Source organism: Sphingomonas sp. PP-F2F-A104-K0414, assembly GCF_004340945.1.
In the GTDB taxonomy this organism is placed as follows: domain Bacteria; phylum Pseudomonadota; class Alphaproteobacteria; order Sphingomonadales; family Sphingomonadaceae; genus Sphingomonas.
On record NZ_SLYD01000009.1, the window covers coordinates 1 to 18,560 of the forward strand.

20 protein-coding genes and 1 pseudogene are annotated in these 18,560 nt (G+C 60.2%); 7 read left to right on the top strand and 14 right to left on the bottom strand.

All coding sequences use genetic code 11. The features are described from left to right. Positions 1 to 69: 69 nt before the first annotated feature. The 6 genes from C8J46_RS17950 to C8J46_RS17975 form a co-directional block, all read right to left on the bottom strand. Positions 70 to 264, bottom strand: coding sequence for a hypothetical protein (locus tag C8J46_RS17950; protein WP_132742016.1), 195 nt, complete (start codon positions 262 to 264; stop codon positions 70 to 72). Positions 265 to 278: 14 nt separating this feature from the next. Beyond that, positions 279 to 992, bottom strand: a complete 714-nt coding sequence (locus tag C8J46_RS17955) for a hypothetical protein (protein WP_132742018.1) — start codon at positions 990 to 992, stop codon at positions 279 to 281. Positions 993 to 1,096: 104 nt separating this feature from the next. After that, entirely contained in the window at positions 1,097 to 1,315 is a 219-nt protein-coding gene (locus C8J46_RS17960) for a helix-turn-helix transcriptional regulator (protein WP_056064619.1), read from the bottom strand. Continuing rightward, positions 1,315 to 1,830: a DUF2975 domain-containing protein gene (locus tag C8J46_RS17965; RefSeq protein WP_132742020.1), complete on the bottom strand. Its 516-nt coding sequence runs from the start codon at positions 1,828 to 1,830 to the stop codon at positions 1,315 to 1,317. Before C8J46_RS17965 ends, C8J46_RS17960 begins: the two co-directional genes overlap by 1 nt. A gap of 401 nt (positions 1,831 to 2,231) precedes the next feature. Next, positions 2,232 to 2,492 (bottom strand): hypothetical protein, encoded by a 261-nt coding sequence (locus tag C8J46_RS17970; protein ID WP_132742022.1) that lies wholly within the window; start codon positions 2,490 to 2,492, stop codon positions 2,232 to 2,234. Between the two features lie 534 nt (positions 2,493 to 3,026). Beyond that, positions 3,027 to 3,443, bottom strand: a complete 417-nt coding sequence (locus tag C8J46_RS17975) for a hypothetical protein (RefSeq protein ID WP_132742024.1) — start codon at positions 3,441 to 3,443, stop codon at positions 3,027 to 3,029. A gap of 652 nt (positions 3,444 to 4,095) precedes the next feature. Here C8J46_RS17975 and C8J46_RS17980 point away from each other — a divergent pair. Both C8J46_RS17980 and C8J46_RS17985 read left to right on the top strand, forming a co-directional pair. Further along, a complete protein-coding gene (locus C8J46_RS17980; protein WP_165886630.1) occupies positions 4,096 to 4,824 on the top strand; it encodes a hypothetical protein in 729 nt (242 codons plus the stop codon). A gap of 518 nt (positions 4,825 to 5,342) precedes the next feature. After that, positions 5,343 to 6,038 (top strand): hypothetical protein, encoded by a 696-nt coding sequence (locus C8J46_RS17985; RefSeq protein WP_132742028.1) that lies wholly within the window; start codon positions 5,343 to 5,345, stop codon positions 6,036 to 6,038. Positions 6,039 to 6,174: 136 nt separating this feature from the next. Here C8J46_RS17985 and C8J46_RS17990 read toward each other — a convergent pair whose 3' ends face one another. The 5 genes from C8J46_RS17990 to C8J46_RS18005 all read right to left on the bottom strand — a co-directional run bounded on the left by C8J46_RS17990 (position 6,175) and on the right by C8J46_RS18005 (position 8,656). Further along, positions 6,175 to 6,627, bottom strand: a complete 453-nt coding sequence (locus C8J46_RS17990) for a winged helix DNA-binding protein (protein WP_132742030.1) — start codon at positions 6,625 to 6,627, stop codon at positions 6,175 to 6,177. Continuing rightward, entirely contained in the window at positions 6,624 to 7,034 is a 411-nt protein-coding gene (locus C8J46_RS20975; protein ID WP_165886631.1) for a JAB domain-containing protein, read from the bottom strand. The genes C8J46_RS17990 and C8J46_RS20975 overlap by 4 nt, the downstream gene beginning before the upstream one ends. Before the next feature lie 164 nt (positions 7,035 to 7,198). Continuing rightward, on the bottom strand, positions 7,199 to 7,636 hold the full coding sequence (locus C8J46_RS20980) for a hypothetical protein (protein ID WP_165886632.1): 438 nt from the start codon (positions 7,634 to 7,636) through the stop codon (positions 7,199 to 7,201). Between the two features lie 40 nt (positions 7,637 to 7,676). After that, the gene (locus tag C8J46_RS18000; RefSeq protein WP_132742034.1) at positions 7,677 to 8,030 is read right to left on the bottom strand and encodes a hypothetical protein; all 354 of its coding nucleotides are present in this window, start codon (positions 8,028 to 8,030) and stop codon (positions 7,677 to 7,679) included. A 38-nt stretch (positions 8,031 to 8,068) separates the two neighbouring features. After that, a complete protein-coding gene (locus tag C8J46_RS18005; protein WP_165886633.1) occupies positions 8,069 to 8,656 on the bottom strand; it encodes a helix-turn-helix transcriptional regulator in 588 nt (195 codons plus the stop codon). Between C8J46_RS18005 and C8J46_RS18010 the strand changes: the two genes are divergently transcribed. The 4 genes from C8J46_RS18010 (at position 8,636) to C8J46_RS18025 (ending at position 15,785) form a co-directional block, all read left to right on the top strand. After that, complete coding sequence (locus C8J46_RS18010; RefSeq protein ID WP_132742038.1) at positions 8,636 to 9,157, top strand: ABC transporter transmembrane domain-containing protein; 522 nt, start codon at positions 8,636 to 8,638, stop codon at positions 9,155 to 9,157. The genes C8J46_RS18005 and C8J46_RS18010 overlap by 21 nt on opposite strands. Positions 9,158 to 9,599: 442 nt before the next feature. Next, the gene (locus C8J46_RS18015) at positions 9,600 to 10,994 is read left to right on the top strand and encodes a TolC family outer membrane protein (RefSeq protein WP_132742040.1); all 1,395 of its coding nucleotides are present in this window, start codon (positions 9,600 to 9,602) and stop codon (positions 10,992 to 10,994) included. A gap of 532 nt (positions 10,995 to 11,526) precedes the next feature. Next, complete coding sequence (locus C8J46_RS18020; RefSeq protein WP_132742042.1) at positions 11,527 to 13,080, top strand: insulinase family protein; 1,554 nt, start codon at positions 11,527 to 11,529, stop codon at positions 13,078 to 13,080. Positions 13,081 to 13,118: 38 nt separating this feature from the next. Continuing rightward, entirely contained in the window at positions 13,119 to 15,785 is a 2,667-nt protein-coding gene (locus tag C8J46_RS18025; RefSeq protein ID WP_165886634.1) for a prolyl oligopeptidase family serine peptidase, read from the top strand. 272 nt (positions 15,786 to 16,057) lie between these two features. Here the strand turns inward: C8J46_RS18025 and C8J46_RS18030 are convergent. Beyond that, positions 16,058 to 16,288: pseudogene (locus C8J46_RS18030) on the bottom strand (transposase); the annotation flags it as partial. A 155-nt stretch (positions 16,289 to 16,443) separates the two neighbouring features. After that, positions 16,444 to 16,662 (bottom strand): hypothetical protein, encoded by a 219-nt coding sequence (locus C8J46_RS18035; protein ID WP_132742046.1) that lies wholly within the window; start codon positions 16,660 to 16,662, stop codon positions 16,444 to 16,446. A gap of 262 nt (positions 16,663 to 16,924) precedes the next feature. Between C8J46_RS18035 and C8J46_RS18040 the strand changes: the two genes are divergently transcribed. Continuing rightward, a complete protein-coding gene (locus tag C8J46_RS18040; protein WP_132742048.1) occupies positions 16,925 to 17,944 on the top strand; it encodes an alpha/beta hydrolase in 1,020 nt (339 codons plus the stop codon). A gap of 227 nt (positions 17,945 to 18,171) precedes the next feature. On the opposite strand, the gene C8J46_RS18045 is transcribed toward C8J46_RS18040, so the two are convergent. Next, the gene (locus C8J46_RS18045) at positions 18,172 to 18,453 is read right to left on the bottom strand and encodes a hypothetical protein (RefSeq protein WP_132742050.1); all 282 of its coding nucleotides are present in this window, start codon (positions 18,451 to 18,453) and stop codon (positions 18,172 to 18,174) included. Between the last annotated feature and the right edge of the window lie 107 nt (positions 18,454 to 18,560).

The window sequence follows — 18,560 nt, forward strand, 5'->3', positions numbered from 1 at the left end:
GGGAATGGAAAGCTCGACAACAGCGCCCCGAAGCCATCGCGCAAGCCGCGTAGCATCAGTCGCGCCAAACTAGAGGGCGCTCACCGAATGCATACCGATCAACAACAGAACGGCGATCGCAATCGCGACGTTGCCTCGTGTAAGCCGGTTTGCCGCAACAGCAGGTTGTTGCACCATCACACTGTGCAGCGACCGCCCGATCTGCGTGTCCTTGGCCACGGTCAAAGCTGCCCAGCACATCAAGAACAGAACTATCGGCGTCATATAACCGCACTCCGCTATGCGCCTTCAGGGGTATGAACATTCGACGGGTTCAGATCGCTAGGATGCACGGTCCAGCCCCGCCAGGTCAGCCCGGTCCTCACTCCGACGAACATTGCAGAGCCGACCAGCGCTGCAAATAGTCCGACCCACAGTGCATCGAAAAGCATGAGCATCCACACGATCGGCAGTGCCCGTCCCAAAGCCAGCTTGTGGTTTGCCATGTGGAGCGCCTGCGATGGCGCGAATGCCACGGCGATCAGCACGCTGAGCATGATCGCGGCGGGCAGCAGCGACGTCATGGCGCGCTTCGGCGTCACGAACACGTCCTCTACCAACGCGCCAATGACGTAGATCAGGCCCCCCCCCTGAATTACGGCAGAAACGATCTGAAGAGGTATGTTGATCACGGGTGACAAGCCTTGCTTTCCCAGCCACGCGAACGGCCACGCAACCGCGAACCCTATGATCAACCCCGCTGCGACGCGCAGCAGAGTTGCTGGCGGGACCAGTAGTGTTCGGGGGATCGACCTCACCGACCAGAACCGCGCGACAGCGAGCATGGCGATCATGAACCCTACCAGCTTCACGTAACCGAAACCCCAACGAAGAGGATCGTTAGCAAGCGCACGGAAACGCCCTGCGGAGTCGAACATACCCAGATGGATCTCCGCGACATGCTGCATGAATTCCGGCAGCACGGCGATGCCGAGGATCAGCGGCGCGGTCACCACCGTCCGCCCGCCATGCTGATAGGTTTCGAGTACGGCGCGCCCTACGCCACGTAGCGCGCTCTCCATCCCCCTTCGCGTACCGGCTTTCTCCGCAAGGTCGATCAATCCGTTTCCCCCATTTGCGTGAAACTAAGGATGTCACCCGGCTGACAGTCGAGCACCTCGCAAATCGCCTCCAGGGTCGAGAAGCGGATCGCCTTCGCTTTGCCAGTCTTCAGGATCGATAGGTTCGCCATTGTGATATCGACCGCTTGCGATAACTCGGTCAACGTCATCCGCCGAGCCGCAAGCATGTCGTCGAGTGTGACGACGACGGGCATCAGACGGTCATCGCCAGATCGTCACGCATCGCCGCACCGACGCGGAACACGCGGGCAAGCACGAAGAGCATCACCACGCCGATCCAGCCGGTAAAGCCGGGAACCCAAGTCGCGTGATCGATACCAAGACGATCAAGCGCGAACACGATGGCACCGAACGCTAGATCAAGCACCTGAATGGCGAATAAGGCCCAGCCAATCCGCTGAAGCCGATCCGCATTGGCAACGATGAACGGATCGCCCGCGCGTACCGTTTCCATGATCGCCAACAGGCGGCTGAAGAGCTGATAGACTGCGACGCAGACGACAATGCTGAGTAAGCCTGTGGCACGAAGCAAAGTGATCGTCTCCGCGACATGGTTGCCGTGATATTTTGTGGAAATCTGCGCGGAAAGCGCGTCGCCTAAAACGAAGGAAAGGACGATCGCGATTATGAAACCGATTGCTACCGCCCAGTTCAACCAGTGCGCGAACCGTACCAATCCGTTTGCGACGACGAGAATTCGATCCTGCACAAAGGCCTCCGTTTATCGAAAAGCGATATGTATCGTTTTTCGATAAACGTCAATCATATCGGCCCCACGACAGGGTTTGATCGGTAGTATCGGCTCGCATCACCGGCAAGTTACACGCCTCCTGTATTCCGAACGGAGCGCCAGAGTTAGGGCAAGGCCTTCTCAAAACAGCATCCTTCGCGGGAATGCCGATCGAACCAGAACGCCCACTTGCGGACCCTCCCCAGTTGGATCACGTTAGTGCGTCTGATATTCGGCAGAGTTGAGCGCTGCCATCCTGTTCTCGGCCTAGCTCGAGAGGCAATTGAAGCCTCTGGCATCACCAGAAAGACGGTGCCCGATACGGATTCTATGGACACCCCGTCGACACGGATTTCGACGATGCCGCATAGAAGCTTAATTCAAGGCGCCAGCAACCTTAATAATGCCGTGATTAGGCCTACTAGAGTTAACGTTGCAGCCGCGAATAGCGTCAACCCTAAGATGACGCCGACGAGCACGGATGAGGCTCCGATGACCTGAGTGGCTAAGGCGGCGACGAGAGAAGATATAGTAGCTAGTAAAAGGCCGCCACGGAAGAAGCGATGCCCTCCTACCGCCCAGCCGAAGAGAGGAACGGTAAAGGCGAAATAGAGAACGAGGCTAAACGTCGTTGCCAGCATAAAATTGTCCTACGCGAACCCACTAAATTTTGCCAGTTCATTTCCTATAGTTACGGCGATATGATTTATCTTTTGCGAGGCTTAGGCATATAATATTAACTCTGCACAACTATTCGACACCGGAGCGGAAGGTCTAACAAAAAGGTAGCGACATTGCTCGCCTCTCGCCGCGGCGCAAACCAGTACTCTTGTCCCGCACGCGCGGCCCCTCCGCCCTTTGAGGCTTGATCAGGACGTTTCTGCAACAGGCCCAAGTATCCGTATTCGACGCCGCATCACGATGTTCGGCGAGTTTCACAGGCAGCCGTCCGATTGCTCTCGCACCAAACCTCTCCACCTTACGACTGGCAGCAAGGCCCCCTCCCAATCTGGTGGACCGCAAACTGCGCGCGGTAGGGCCGCACGGTTCCACCTATCCGATATCCGGGGGGTCGTCGAAGTACCACCTTCCAGTCAGGCGATTGGCACGCTAAGTGCGCTGAACATGATTTGCCGGTCGTGGCTATCGCAAACAAGTTTAAGGGCGTCCGACTATCAATCGATGATCGCCTTGACGGCTTTCACTGCCGCGGCGCCGATGGCAAGGACGTTCAAACCACCGCCGCATCCCGCGTTTCCGTTTGCACCGACGCCGGATCCCGAACAGTTGCTCCCTTCCCTGAGTATGTCCGCCCGCGTGTCGCGGACAACATCATGCGGACCGACGTCATCTCCATCGATGGCGCCCAGACGATATCTGCCGTCGTCCCGTCTTCCACAAACGACCAGATCATCCGGCGCGCCCTTACTCGAACACAATGCCGACGCAGTTACGCCGGTCATGCTCCGATACTTCGTCATGGGGTCATTGCTCGCTTGCGCGGCTGCCGGGGCGGCAAACGCCACGAGAGATGCGATCAGCGATCCGACGCAGATCGTCGGTTTCTGCGATTTTTGAGCCGCGCGCTTCACCGAAAGACTGCCGCGACCGGTGAGGACGAAAAGGTCAAATCAATCTCCCAACGCAATAGGATACATGTAGAAGCCTAAAGCAACCTCCCTGTCAAATTTCCTATCTCAATGAACATTCATGTCACGATACCGCCATTTCCGTTCTATCTGCAATCGCCACAGCTGAAAATAAAACATATCATCAGAACACAATGGATATAATGATTCGAATCGTTAGCTAGAAATGTTTGCCGCCGTGCTTTCCCAAATTTTTCCTTACATCGGGAAATTCGATTAGACTTTTGAGCGGATGATCTATTTGCCAGAGAATGCGAGACGTTCGTATCCACGGTCAAGCTGCCTAGGCTCCGCAACATGAGGTGCACGTGTTGCAGCTCGTGAGCCAAGGATCGGCATGTGAGGCGTACCCACGCATGGGCAGCGTATCTGCCGATTGTCTTCGTGATGCTCCCATCGTCGTACGGACCGGGACGCTGACGGAACGCCGGACGATGATGGCTTTGGCGGAGATGGCCGGGTCACTTCCGTGGAATCTCCTGCGCCGACGGACTTGGCCGGATACGAGCCTCGTCATTCGAGATCGTCGCACGCGTCCATCGCTTGCTGACAGACCGCACCGCCAAGTTCCAAGGCTCACGATAAAGGTACGATGATGCACCACTTCCGCCCGGACAAACTCACGAGACTGCTACTGGCTGCCGCCACCATGCTGCTGGTGCAGACGCCGGCTCTGTCCCAGGACGCCACGCCGGTCCCCGCTGCGGACGAGATCGTTGTTACGGGTTCACGTGAGGGAACCCTCGATCTCAAGAGACTGCTGAATGCCGTGTCCGCCTTCAAGGCGGATCGCGCCACGTTCGCACCCGAGGGCGTTCTCAAATTCCAACTTCGTCCGGAATCCGGCTATCCGGTGAAGGGGATGAAGCTTGCACTGCGCACCGACGACGATCGTTCGGTGACGGTCGACATCGACGAGGACGGCCGCTTCGCGTTGCCAGACCAGATTTCCGATCGTTGGGAGCTGGTGCACAACCTCGGCAAGCGGGCGGTGTCTGTTCGCCCCCTCGTGCTTTCTCCTGGTTCCACCGAGTTCGACCGGCCGCTAGGTGACCTTCGGCTCCAGTGCCGGGTGAGTTGGGAGATTCGCAAGAAGGCGTACTCGTTCATCTCGCGCGCAGGTTTCGGCGCCCTCGGGGGTTGCTCAAGCACCCGCTTCGCGTTCGTCACGACGACGCCCCGACCGATCACTGCCGCGCGCGCCATGGCCGTCGGCCATGTCCTCGACCTGCCGATCGCGGCGAACCGCGCGGGATACCAGGCTCCACTCGGTGACAAACGCCTTCCGAACAGCACGCGCATTCGAGCTACGCCGTCGACATAGGGCGTGAATAATCCGCCGAGTCGGGAGCGAGCCGAAATGGAATAATCGGGCTTCCGTTGAGCCGAACAGCAGGATTGCGCCCACGGCGAAGACCGATCCGCTCCCACCAAGTGGATAGCAAGGCTAGCCATCTAACAACAGGAACGCCCGACGAAACAGCCAAATGTCACAATACCACCCGACTGGTTTTTTAGGACGGGATTGGGTGTTTTTGAACGTTGCGGCGTAGGATTTAGCATCTAGATCGGATTTTGACGCAGTTGGGATCGACCTCGAATTGCTAATCTGAGGAAGCGGTTCTTCATTGCCTCGGACCTGATGCGATCGCGGTTGAATGATGCCGAGAACGTCTTCGAACCGATAGTGGTTGGGTTAAGCCGACCTGTCAGGAGGGTATTTTGTTCACGTCGAAGCCAACGTCTTCGCGAAATTTTTTCCGAGGGTCATTCGCGGCTTTGTTCGTCTGTGCCGCCGCGCCGGCTGCCACCCCGGAGTACCCGTTCGATGGGCGATGGAGGATGGATACGACGTCGCTCAAGGGCAACATCAAACCGACGACGTTTCAGTTGATCGATGGGGGGTTCAAGCGAGACGATAATGAGATCGTGAAGGCGGATGGTCAGTTTCATCACGTGTCCGGAAGCGAATACGTCGACGAGCAGTCGATATCCATCAAAAGCGGCCACGTCGTCACGGAGGTCGACAGGGTGCGCGGCAAGTTGGCGTACACCGTGGAGTATGTGATCTCACCCGACGGAAAGACTCTGACGTGGCATGTGGCCAGCTACACGAGTCCCAGCGGCAAGGCCGTCACGAGCGAGACGGTTCAGCGCCGGATCGGCCCCGCGACGAAGGGTGCTCATCTACTTACCGGGCGATGGGAACGCGTCAGCGTGACGGCGGATTCCAAGAACGACTGGATACTCAAATTGGACGGCAACCGGTTCAGCTGGCGAACGGAGGTCGGAACCGGCTACGACGCCGTAATCGGTGAAAAATCGGTCAGGATCGACGGGGATAATTCCGGCGCCCGCGCATTGATCACGCGGCCTCGACCCGATACGATCGTAGAGACAGATCTGACGGCTCAGGGCGAGCGCGTAGCCGTGCTGTCCATGCAGATGATGCCCGACGGAAGAACGATTCGTGGGACGGCGAGGACCCTGCGGAAGAAGACGTCGACGACATTCTATGTGCGCCGATTGACGGAATAGTACTGCCGATCGTCAGTGAGGTAGGCGGTTGCACTGCACGCACGGCGCCACGATCGCGTCAGTCCCGTGCCGGGCCTTCGGAAACGCATCGTTTTCAATCTAATGTTGCGCTTCCGCATTCACGGAACGAATTACCTCAGATCCCCTCCGACAGATATGCCTGCATGTTCGACAGTCCCGCCTCCGTGAGCTCGAGATAGTGACGCCTTCCGTCCCGCGGATCCTTGGTTCGTCTGATCAGGCCGACCTTCTCCAACAGGCCGACGTAGCGAAGCGCCGTCGACTGGGGCGTCGACGATGCGATGCACGCGCTGCTCACACTAACCGGTTTGGCCCTGCCCTGCGCTATGAATAGATCCAGCAGGATGTCCCACGACGGTTCGCCGAACAGTGCGCTCGTTCCTGCCATCCTGGCGTCGCGTCGTCTTCGCTCCTTGTAGAGACCTTCAGCCCGCTCGATGAGGTTGGGACTGATGGAATGCGAGGCGACACGGTAGGTCTCCCGTCCCTTCTTCGATCTTCTGGACGTAGCCCCTTTCTGCTTCCGGGCGGAAACGGGACTGGACTGCTCGACGTTGGTTCCGGTCATGCGAGAAGCCCCGCCCGGTGAAAGCTGTATATCTTCTCGGCGCCCACTATGAGATGGTCGATGACGACTATGTCATGCCGCCCCGCTTCCGCGGAGATCTTCAGCGTGAGCTCGATGTCCTGCCGACTCGGCGTCGGGTCGCCACTGGGATGGTTGTGGACGAGTATCAACGACGCGGAGCCGAGTTCCGACGCTCGATCAATCATCGGACCAACAGCCATGGCAACTCGGGTTCCGGTGCCTTCCCCGATCTGCTCGTCGCGTATCAGCCGATTAGCCGCGTCGAGATGTAGAATCCTGATGCGCTCCGTGACGGCGAAGCTGAGGTTGAAGCGCAGATAGTCCGCTACCTGCGGCAGGCAGGAAAGAAGGGGTCGATCAGCGATCCGCGACCGAAGAACATGCATGGCCGCGGCATTGAAGCTGGAGATGCCCCGCGCCGTCGCCCCTCGTCCCCGGACGACGCGTCTGATGCTGCCCGGCGAAGCCGCAAGCACGGCACCGAGGGATCCGAACTCCGCGAGCAGTTGGTCCGCCCGTCCGAACGGGTCACCCTCTCCGCCTGCAGCGACTATCCAAGCGAGATGCCGTCGCGCCTCCCTCTCCGAAGACGGCATCGCAGGACGCCCACGGCGAGAATGCTCACCATCGGCCAGCCCGCCCAGGTCGCCATCAGTTGGTAGCCGTACCGCCAAAGGGACGGATTGACGGCTTTGCCCACGTGCGAGAGGAACGTGAGTAGTTGCAGGGCTGTCACGCATAAAGGCCACCAACGGTCCGCGCGGACGGTGATCCACACCAGTCCCGCCAGAAGACAGGCATCGATAAGAAACACCCCGATCTCGACGTCCTTGTACCTCAGCGCGATGGCGGAGCGAACGACCGGCGTTGCGACGGCAGCCGCCAGGAACATCGCGGCCACCGCCTTTTCCGGTTCTTCGCCCCACTTGAAGCAGGCGAAGGACACGATTGACAAGGAGGACCAGAAGAGGATGAAATAGATCGACATCGGAAGCGCGGACCCCGTTTGGACGTCCGCGCTGTTTGCATCACGCTGCTTCGGAGACAACCCGCATGGGGGATCTCGCACCGACGAACGGGCTGTTCGGAACGAGCTCCTTGTCGGGACCGACGCCGACCAGTCCGAGGTTTCGGGCGAGGTCGTCCAGGAGCGGATGCGCCGCGACGATGGCATGGCGAGCGTCGAAGGCGCTGCTTGAGGAGCGGGCCATCAGAGAGAAGATCCCGGATCCCACCGCGGGAGGAAGGTGAGCCTTGCCACGCGCCTCCACGAGGGTTGCGGCGCAGCGCCCGATCGTCGCGGAGCTGTGTTCGGCGGCGTTTTCGGCCTCACGGAATGCTGCGTGGACTCCGCGTGCTACTTCCAGACGGGTTTTAGGCATTCGATCTGCTCCCGGCCGTCGGGACGCGCCCTCCGGCTTCAGTGTTTCGGTGGATCGAGAACATTGGCGAGGCGCTGGAACGATTCCGACAGCGGAAACGCGAGAATGATGAGCGCGACCAGCAGGATCCCCAGCCCGGTCGTGATCAGCATCCGCGTCGTCGCGGAAAGAGAGTTCCTTTGCTTCTCCTCCCGAAGAACAGGAAAACCCGACGATGAACGGTCATAGTCGAAGACCGCACGCGTCTCGTGAAACGCGTCATCGTCCGGCCCCTGCTCCTCGGGTCGTTTCGATGCCCCGTTCGTGATCGGCTCCGGCGATGAAGACCCTCCCCCAGGGAGGGTGATACCCCATTCGGGGGTATGCGCTTCGTGCTCGGCGAGGGCTCGCGCCAAGGCGAAGCTCTGCCGCACCCCCGTCTTCTCCCGCGCGTTGCGAAGGTGGGTCTTGACGGTCTCCGGGCTGAGGTTGAGCTGCCGTGCGATCGTCTTCTGGTCGCGTTCGCGCAACAGGACCCGCAGTACGTTCCGTTCGCTTCGAGTAAGCGAATCAAGGAGTTGCGTTTCCATTACGTCCTCCATTGAGCCACCAGACACAGGGACGGCTTGCCGGAAACGGTCCGGCAATACCAGCCTGAGCACCATTTCGGTTTAGTCGTCGAAGTAGACAGACGTGGCGGATGCGGTCTGTGGTCGAACGTCGCGCGCGAGTTCTTCCGCCTGCCGGTCGACTGGTTCAGCAGACGTAAGGTTGGAGACATCCTGTCCAGGTTCGAGTCCGTTCTTCCGATAGGAAAGATGCTTGCCGAAGACGCTTCCGCGACGCTCGTCGACGGCGCACTCGCTGTCCTGACTCTCGTACCCATGTTCGTGTACTCGGCGATCCTCTCGTTTTGCGCGATCACGGCCTTGGTGATTTACGCCCTCATCAGGATGTCGCTGTTCCGTGCCCACCGTACCGCGCTGCTTCGTCGACGGCATGGTGCTGCGGCGCGCCGGCAGATGGTCTCGCAAGCATTTGGGCCGACCGGAGCCTTGTCCGTCCTAAGCCCTACGATGTCGGCTGAGCGGTTGATTGATCGGTTCCCGTTTCTTCTCACGACCAACTCCGCGGGCGCCGCGGTATGAACTGCTCTCCCGGACGGATCGGTTGACGGCCTACGGGAAGCAGAAAGAAAATTTCGGAGAGCGTCCACATGCCGGTTGCGGTGGTTTCCATTTCGTCGCCGCGGTCCCGTCAGCCTCGCTTAATCGGCGACCCGCGTCGTCAATTTCATCAGCTAGCACTCGACTAGTCACTCGGGAGAGGACCGGTCCTTACCGGCGATGCCGTCCGGACATCGACGATGCGATTGGCGGAAGCGTGCGGAAAGCCGAACCATTCCAACGTGAAGAGTTAGCAGTGGAAATCTACGCCGAAGCGACGACCTGGAGCGGATCGGGCATATCCGAACCATCTCCAGCGGTATCGCACCCATGCATTTCTGCACCATTCGTGACGAGCCGCTCGGCCATCACGTATGGTCGATTGATCACATGTTCGGAACGGATCCCGATCCGGCGGAGCTGTATGACGGCCGGTCGTATTTCCACCGCGTTATCGGGGCTGTCCGTAGGCCTGCTGACGGTAGCGGCGTTCACGGCTTCGGCCGGACACGCCGAGACGTTGCGGTCGGCGTTGCGACGCGCCTACTCAACCAACCCGACGATCGCGGCGCAGCGCTCGACACAGCGTGCGAGCGAGGAGAACGTATCGATTGCCAAGGCGAACGGACTGCCGTCGGCGGGGCTTACGAGCGATTTCACAGAGAACCTGATCCGTCCTTACGGATCGAACGCGACGTTCGGTGCAGGCACGCCCTATCGGCAGGTTCAAAATAACGTCCAGCTTAGCGTGCCGCTTTACGCCGGTGGGGGAATAAGAAGTCAGGTCGACGCTGCACGGGTCCGTGCCACGGCATCGTATGCCACGACGCGAGCGACGGAAGCCGACGTCTTCTACGCGGTCGTCGGCAGCTACATGGATGTACTCCGTGATCAGGCCGCCGTGTCGCTCTACCAAAGGAACGTCCGTGTCCTGGAGACCACCCTCCAGGCAACACGCGACCGCTTCCAAGCCGGTGACCTGACGCGGACGGACGTTGCCCAGGCCGAGGCACGGCGAGCGTTGGCCGCCTCGCAACTCCAGGTGACGTCCTCCCGACTGATCCAGAGTCGGGAGAACTATGCCAGGCTCGTCGGGGATCAACCGGTTGATCTTCGCCAGCCCGGACCGCTCCCCAACCTACCCGCGGATCCGGACGACGCCGTAAGAGTGGCTTTGGCCCGCAATCCCTCTATCTCGGCCGCCCAGCGCGAAGCCGCAGCTGCCGGCTACGATGTGGGTGCCGCTCGAGCCACTCGTCTTCCCAGGATCACTGCACAGGTCGGAGGCAGCCTGTACGACGCCCTAGGCTCCTATCCGAAATCGTCGAGCGGCGGCGCTGCACGCCAAGCGCAGGAAGGTCCAAATTCATCGGCGTCCCTCGTCGCAGATCAGCCTGTCTATCAGGGGGGACGCCCCGCCGCGCTCGTCCGCCAGACGACCGCATTTCGGCAACGGGCTATCGAGGACGCGATCTCAGTCGAGCGTGATACGATCGCCCAGGTGAGGTCTGCCTACGCTGCTTGGCGGACGACGGCGGAATCCATCAGGTCGACGGACACCGCCGTTAAGGCCAACGAGCTCAGTCTCGAAGGCGTTCGTGCGGAGAATCAGGTTGGGAACCGCACTATCCTCGACCTGCTGAATGCCGAGCAGGAACTATTGAACAGTCAGGTCCAATCGCTGACCGCTCGGCGCGACGCCTACGTGGCTGCCTTCGCCCTGCTTGTCGCGATGGGGAGAGCGCAGGCGGACGATCTACTGATCGGTGCCGATGAAGACGACACATCTTCAGACACTCGATCCCCAAGTCTTCGGTAGTGGAATCTGAGGGCCGGGGCAGAGTCGCGATCACTGGAATCAGTGTTGCGACCGCAGCCTGCTCGGAAGCCCGCTAGATCAGCCGAAGACGGCCCGTCCGCAGTCGGTGGATCGGCAAAGACTGCGATGGCAGGGGGAAGTCCGCGCCGCGCCCGGTCGTCGGCTCGACCACTCCTTGCACCGTACATGCGCGTCGATGAGAAGGTTTCCTACTGCTCGTCGGCCGTATGGGAGATGAGTGCCTTCAATTGACGCGGGTGAACGGGGGGGCTTGGAGGCCCCTCAGCGCGGTGAATGCGCTGTCATTACGGGTTTGAGTCGATTTCCACACGACCCAGTTAGGTCGGATCTCATTCCATTTGACGTATCCGTATCGGCCACGCTGCAGCATACGCATTTCCGCCAAGACTATCTGGTGTCGAGAAGCGAAATATTGCCCACGACCATCCGGTCGCAGGGCCGTCGAGACATCGGAAAACCAGGATGAGATCGAACGGCATCGGGCCAATACGCGGTGCATGGTGGAAGGGCTTTGGAATTGCGAAAATTTTGCCGGACTCAGCCGCACCTGGCCCTCCTCGTTGCGGCAGCCCTGCCATCGATCGTCTCGGCCGGCGAGAAGGTCCGAGACGGAGACGCTGCCACCCGGCCGGTGGTCGAGAAGCGTCGCCCGCTGAGCGACTGGCGGCCGGTAGATTCCGGACGTCTCGATAACGGCGTACGCTACGCTATTCTTCCGCGGGTAGGTACGGAACCGGGCGTTTCGCTGCTCATGCGCAACGAGGGAGGATTCATTGAAGAACGGCGTCCTGGCGAGCGTGGCTTGGCGCACCTCATCGAACACATCGCCTTTCTGAGCCCGACGATCGGCGCCCCGGACGATCTGCATCATCTTCTACATGTAGGTTTGCCGCTGACCTTCTCGGCGCCCTCCGCTGGGACCACCAGCTGGCGCGAGACGAACTATTTCCTGTCGACGAAGACGAATAACGCTGCCGATCTTAATACCCTGCTTGGACTCTTCCGCGAGGTCGCCAGCGACCTGACGATGCGATCCGACGCTGTGAACGAAGCGCGCGTTCAGGTCGAACAGGAGATGGCCGGGCGGAAGCTGGGGAACGACATCTACGCGAGCTACATAGCCTCCGTTGCGCCGGGTTCGCCCAACGACGTCATCGACGCTCAGAACTCGGACGACGTTGCCACCGCGACCGTCGAAAGGATACGCGGGTTGTACAATCGCCTCTACAGGCCCCGGAACACCATGGTGGTAGTGGTCGGGAACGTGGATGTCTCGGTTACCAAGGCGATGGTCGAAAGGCACTTCGGGAATTGGAAGCGCTCAGACCCGGGGGCCTCGACCGCCCCGGTTGCCTCGTTCGAAGCGGAACGCATCAGGCCCGTCAGTTTCGCGATGCTCGAACAGGGGCGCAGGATCGCGTTGATGACCGTCGTCGCTCCTGCCGTCGCGCCCGCGACGTCCCGCCGCGGGCAGTCCACTGCGATGATCATGGACATGCTGGTGAAGCAGGCTGTCAACGACCGCCTGGCCCGTTCTCAGCCCGACAGCCCTCCAGGCAAAGTCGGGATGTTTATCGAGAACGGCGAGCAGGGGCATCGCTTGTTGATGGTCTGGGACAACTTCGCAGTTGGTCAATGGCGACCTGCACTGACGAACCTGCGAAGGACCATGTGCGATCTCGTCACCGACGGGTTCACCGATCCTGAATGGAACACGGCCAAGCAGAACCTGATTCGGGATCTCAAACAGAAGTCCCACGAAATGGCGAACGTACCGAACGTAGAATTGGCCAAGGACCTGTCCCATGCTGTAGCGGCCGGGCAAGATCTCATTCCACCGGATGAACTCCTGCGCGATGCCTCGCAGCTGCTTCCGAAGATAAGAGCGAGGTCGGCTACCGCGTGGTGGCAGCATCAATGGCATGCCGGCGTCGAACACGTCCGGGTCGAGGCACCAGAACTGGCCCGAGAGAAAGACCCGTTGGCGGCGATCCGTACGACGGCGGACGACTCGGCGCTGTGCAGAGTCCGGCGTGCGCTGGATTCGAACCTGTTGCCGCACTGACCGACCTACGTTCGACGATCTTCGAGTTGAGGATGGGAATGGGCTTGATCATTTTTCGCAATCGACCCGGTTCGATCGATGTGTTCCGACAAACGGTTTGCGCGCTTGCACGGACGATTGTCGTCATCGCGTGTTCAATCATGATTCCGGTCATCGGCTTGGCGGAAGCATCGCCATCTGAACGCCCCTCCGGGGGGCGCCCGCTGACGATAGACGATGTGCTTTCCTTTCAGAGATTGGACCAGGCGGCGATCTCTCCGGACGGTCAATGGGCGGCTTTCGTGGTACAGCGTCCAGCCCTGCCCGGCGAGGTCTTCGGGAGGAACGCCTACGAGATCGATCCGTCGCGATCCGACGTGGTGCTGATATCGACGGTGACCGGCGAACGGCGCGAGGTAACGAACGGAGCCTCTCGAGCTGCCGGTTTCTGGTGTGCGACGTGGTCTCCGGATGGAAGGCGGCTTGCGATGCTTTCGACCCAGCCAGAGGGTTCCGAACCCCGCGGGGGGGACAACGTCCGGTTGTATGTCTGGGAAAGGGATACCGGTCGGCTCTCCCGCCAGTCGAACGATGGGCTGCCCACCCAGATGCGCTACGGCGGCCCCTTCGAACGGCTCGATCTTCGCGGTGGCGCCGATCATGGTACGACTGCGCACGGTTGCAGCGAGGATTATGAAAAGGCCCCATATCTCTGGCTCGATGCGCATCGGCTACTTGCGGCCACCCTCCCAAGGGGCCAGACGTCCGCGCTTCTCGATCGGTACACGCGTCCTTTCCGCAGCGTCGCTGCCGACGCCGCAGCACTCCGTGCCGGGACGGAGCCGACCGGCAGGGCTGTCGGAAGCGGCGCGGCGCGACTGCCGCACGACCAGACCGCCGACCAAGCGATACTGAAGACGTTCGACGTCTTGGACGGCTCGGTGGCTTCCATAGGGGCGGTTCCGACATATCCGTTTCGCGGCGCCTTGACCGTGTCCGTGTCTCCTGACGGAAGGCGGCTTGCGCTTCTCGTATCGATGGGCGCGATCCAGCCGATGGATGGCCGCACACTGCCGAACTCGTTCGACGACATGTGGACGGTCGAGCGTCGCTTGGGATTCGTCGAGATCGTGCCGGGAGCTCACGTGCGATGGGCCAGCCTGCCCCCGGCAGCCGCCCGCCCCCTGTCGCTGCACGAATGGTCGACGGACAGTCGCTGGGTCGCCGTTCGCGGTCGAGCCGACGACTTCGTGGAGCAGACTTCGCTCTTCGCCGTTCCGGTGGACGGCGGCCGACCGACGCAGGTGACGCAGCCGATGATCGAGAAGCACACGTGGGGAGCCGACAATCTTCTGTCGCGACCTGTGTTCTGGGTCGGATCGAAGCGGTTGATCGCTCGACTTCCAGACACAAAGGCCGGGGGCCGCAGCGACTGGTGGCTACTCGGGCTGGATGGCAAGCGCACGAACCTGACTTTGAAGATGGACGAACCAGGCACCTTCTATCGCACGGCCCGCGGAGGTCTGGTGGCGATCAGCGGGCGAACGCTCTACCGTTTCGACGACCGTCGGCATGTCATGACGCTGGTGGCCAGGTGGGATGCCGATACCGATCTGATAACCCCATCCGACCGTGGGCGCCCGGTAGAACGCTTCCTTCTGTCGCGCATCGACGGAGCGTCTGCCCGCCTCCGTTATCTTTCGGTGGATGGCGTATCTGGTCCGGAGACCGACTCGGCTGGAGGGACCCCCATCGACTCCAACCTGCCCCGTGGCGTGGTGCTGCTGAGCCGATCGGATTCGAAGGGCACTAAGGTCTTCGCGATACGACTTGATCGCGAGGGCCAGCAGCCCCTGATGGAACTCAACGCGGTGATGGCGCAGATCGACTGGGGGGAGAAGCGCCTGGTCGACTACGTCGGCGCGGACGGGAAACAGCTGAAGGCCGCAGTGATCCTGCCACCCGGCTATCAACCCGGGCGCCGATACCCGACGCTACTCTGGGTATATCAAGGCTATCAATCGAGATCGCTCGAGACCGACTACTTTCTCGACCCTATGATGCCGGGGATCTACAACATGTACGCCTACGCCGCGAAGGGCTACGTCGTGATGATCCCCTCGATCCCTCTGCCGCAGGGGGAGAAGCGCTATTCGGCGTTCCTGCAGGTGGCCGCCAATGTAATCCCTGCCGCCGACAAGCTCGTGGCGCTCGGCATCGCCGACCCGGACCGCCTTGCGGTCTTCGGACAGAGCCGGGGCGGATACACCGTTCTGACGCTGCTGGGTCAGACCGACCGCTTCAAAGCAGGTGTTGCGATGGCTGGCATAAGCGATTTCTCGAGCTGGGCTGGAGAGTTCGATCCCATGGCGCGCGGCTATCCTGGCATCGAACACGAAAAGAGCAGCAATTGGTCTCAGATCGACCAATTCGGAATTTCGAAGCTTCCCGGGCAGGATCTAGATACGTATGCCAAGATATCCCCGCTGTATTATGCCGAACACGTCAGAACGCCTCTCCTCATGATTCATGGAGACCTCGACATGCGCGACTCGGTTACGCAGTCCGAACAGTTCTTCTATGCTCTCTACAACCGCGGCAGGACAGCCGAACTCGTACGTTATGGTGGGGAGTCTCACAGCCTTGCCCAATCGCCGGCCAATGTCCGAGACATATTCTCCAGGACCATCCGTTGGTTTGAGAGAAACATGCCGCCAGATAAATGAGGGAGCTCGGTCCGGGCCACTAATAGACCATATTCGTCACCGACCATATTTGATCGGTTGTCTCGCGCTGGATTGTGATCGTTCGCATTGGGCAAGGATGAAGACAATGACCGAAGCGCCCTGAGCGTAGGACAGCTTGAATTCCTCGCGGAGAATGCGACCCATTGCTCGTCTCCAGCCAGACGACAAAAAGGTCGAAACTCAGTTAACATACACCCGATTGTGATGGTTTTAGGTTACGAGTAGCGGACATGCCGCCAACACACCGGATTGCGTCCCAGACTCAGTTCGGCAACCAGCTGTTTTAACTGCCGGTTCTCATCCTCGAGCTGCTTCAAGCGCCTCAGCTCGCCAACCCCGAGACCGCCGTACACCTTGTTCCCACGGTAGAACGTCTGCTCCGAAATCCCCATCCGCCGGATGACTTCGGCCGCCGGTGTGCCGGTTTCCGCCTGCTTCAGCGCGAAGGCAATCTGCTCGTCTGTGTACCTAGATTTCTTCATTTCCAGCTCCTTGCCCGGAGGCTTCTCAAGGCCGGAAAACTCTCGCTCAAAATGGACTAAAAAACCGGGGGGACGTCAGACGCTAGACGATTTCGCGATGCTCGAAGCTAATTTGAGGTGCGTATCCCCCGTGGGCCCTACCTAAATACGTTGCCTCACACGTTGCCGGCGGTGTCTGGCGATCTGGCGGAGATCAACGACGCAATCTCAGCCTCGTCGATCGTCCGATTTTCCCACGTGTCCTCCACCGCGATCGACTTTTCGTCATCGCGCATCGCGATCATTTCAGCGGCGGTAGCAAGCGCTTCGTCGAAACTATTTCGGTGAACACCCAGCGTGGACATCTCGCCGTCTTTACGGATTACGTAACGCATAGGGTTAGCTCCTGTTGACTGGGGTCACTAGCCCAACCCAACAGGAATCCCTATCCGCTTCTCGGACGCGGGCACCGTTGCGCAAACGCGTATAAGGAATTCGGCGTGAACACCGCGCTACCATGTTGAGATCCTTGGAATCTTTGGCCAGCTAAGGGCGAATCCGCACGGAGCCTGAAGATCGTAATATTCGAATTAGAAATCGAGTACGCTCCACCATGGTGCCGGCCGTACGATAGGGCGCGAATAAGCGGAGGTTGTATTGAGCAATAAACAGATCCTGAAATGGGCATCGGTCGCCGGTGTCGGCCTGCTCGCAGCAACCGCCGTGCGACGCGCTCGACTAATGAGGATCGTGCCGCGCGAGTTGCGTAGTGCCCTACTAATGGTGCCGCTGACCTTTTCGCCCTCGTTGGTTGCCATCCTGCGGCGGGTGACGGCAGTTGCCCCGGCGTCAAAGATGCCAGCGGGGATGCGAATGACCGAGCATTGGAGCACAGGCGACCAAGACCGGCCTCCGGTACGGATCGTTGTCCTTGAGCGAGCAGCCCGGTCGGTGAACCGGCCCGTCATGCTGTGGATGCACGGCGGCGGCTATGTAATCGGCACTCCAGAGCAAGACATCGCGCTGCTGACGAAGCTTCTCGCCCGACTCGATATCGTGATCGTCAGCGTCGATTATCGCCTCGCCCCCGAGCATCCATTCCCGGCACCGCTGGATGATTGCCATACGGCATTGGAATGGCTCACCGAGCATGCTTCCGAACTGGCGATCGATACGGCCCGGGTAGCAGTTGGCGGACAGAGTGCGGGCGGAGGTCTGGCCGCTGCGCTGGTCCAACGTGCGGTTGACGCTGGCCCCGTCTCGCCAGTGTTTCAGTTGTTAGTGTATCCTATGCTGGACAATGCGACGACGGCGGTTGCTGATCATGGGGACACCGGCCTGTTCGGCTGGACGCCGGAAAGCAATTACTTCGGCTGGACGAGCTATCTGGGCGGCGATCCCACCACTAAGGATCATGCCGTCTACTCGGTACCTGCCAGCCGCATCGACCTGTGTGCGCTGCCACCAGCGTGGATCGGCGTCGGAACGCTTGACCTCTTCCACGACGAGGACGCAGCCTATGGTGAAAGGCTTCGACAGGCTGGCGTAAGTTGCACCACGCATATAACGGAGGGCGGATATCACGGCTTTGATATCCTAAAGCCTAACACCGTAGCCACGGAACGCTTTCACGACTCGATGGTAGCGGCTTTGAAGGCGGGGCTGGCTATAGAGTAATCCGCCTTGCTCGGCCCATAAGGCGAGCCAGCTTTCTCGGAAGTCGATCCTCCCCCACGATGCTGCGCCGCCCGCGACGCGTCGTTCACCAAAACAGTGGCTTGCCAGTCGCCATGCATATCGACAGTAGCGAACGGTAGGCGTCGGACCGCCCAAGCGGCCCCACCCTGCGCGTTCGAAAACCAAGGCTATCTGAACGAAGTTTTCGAATTTCACGGCACTACTGGTTACGTTGCGGTGCGGTGCGGTGCGGTGCGGTGCGGTGCGGTGCGGAACCCGCAATCGATGAAATTCGTCAGGTTGACCGGAAACGACAGGCCGCGATAACGCCTGTCGCGCAAAAAAAAGGGTCGCCAAAGCGACCCTGGTAGTTTGGGAGAGGATGCCTGAAAGGCATGTCCTACTTGCCGCGCCGATGACGACACGGCGATTGCAAAGATTTGTAGCGCCGTTGCAGCCCGTGCAATCAGACGAACGCCATAGCGAGGCGCGAAAGGGTTGTCGCTCATCGGCCAAGGTCCGAGAGCGAAACTCGGCCCCTGCCCGACTTCCTCCCGTTTTCATTATCATTAAAAATTACCGCCTTAGGACGCGTGACCGACGCCGGCTTGATTAC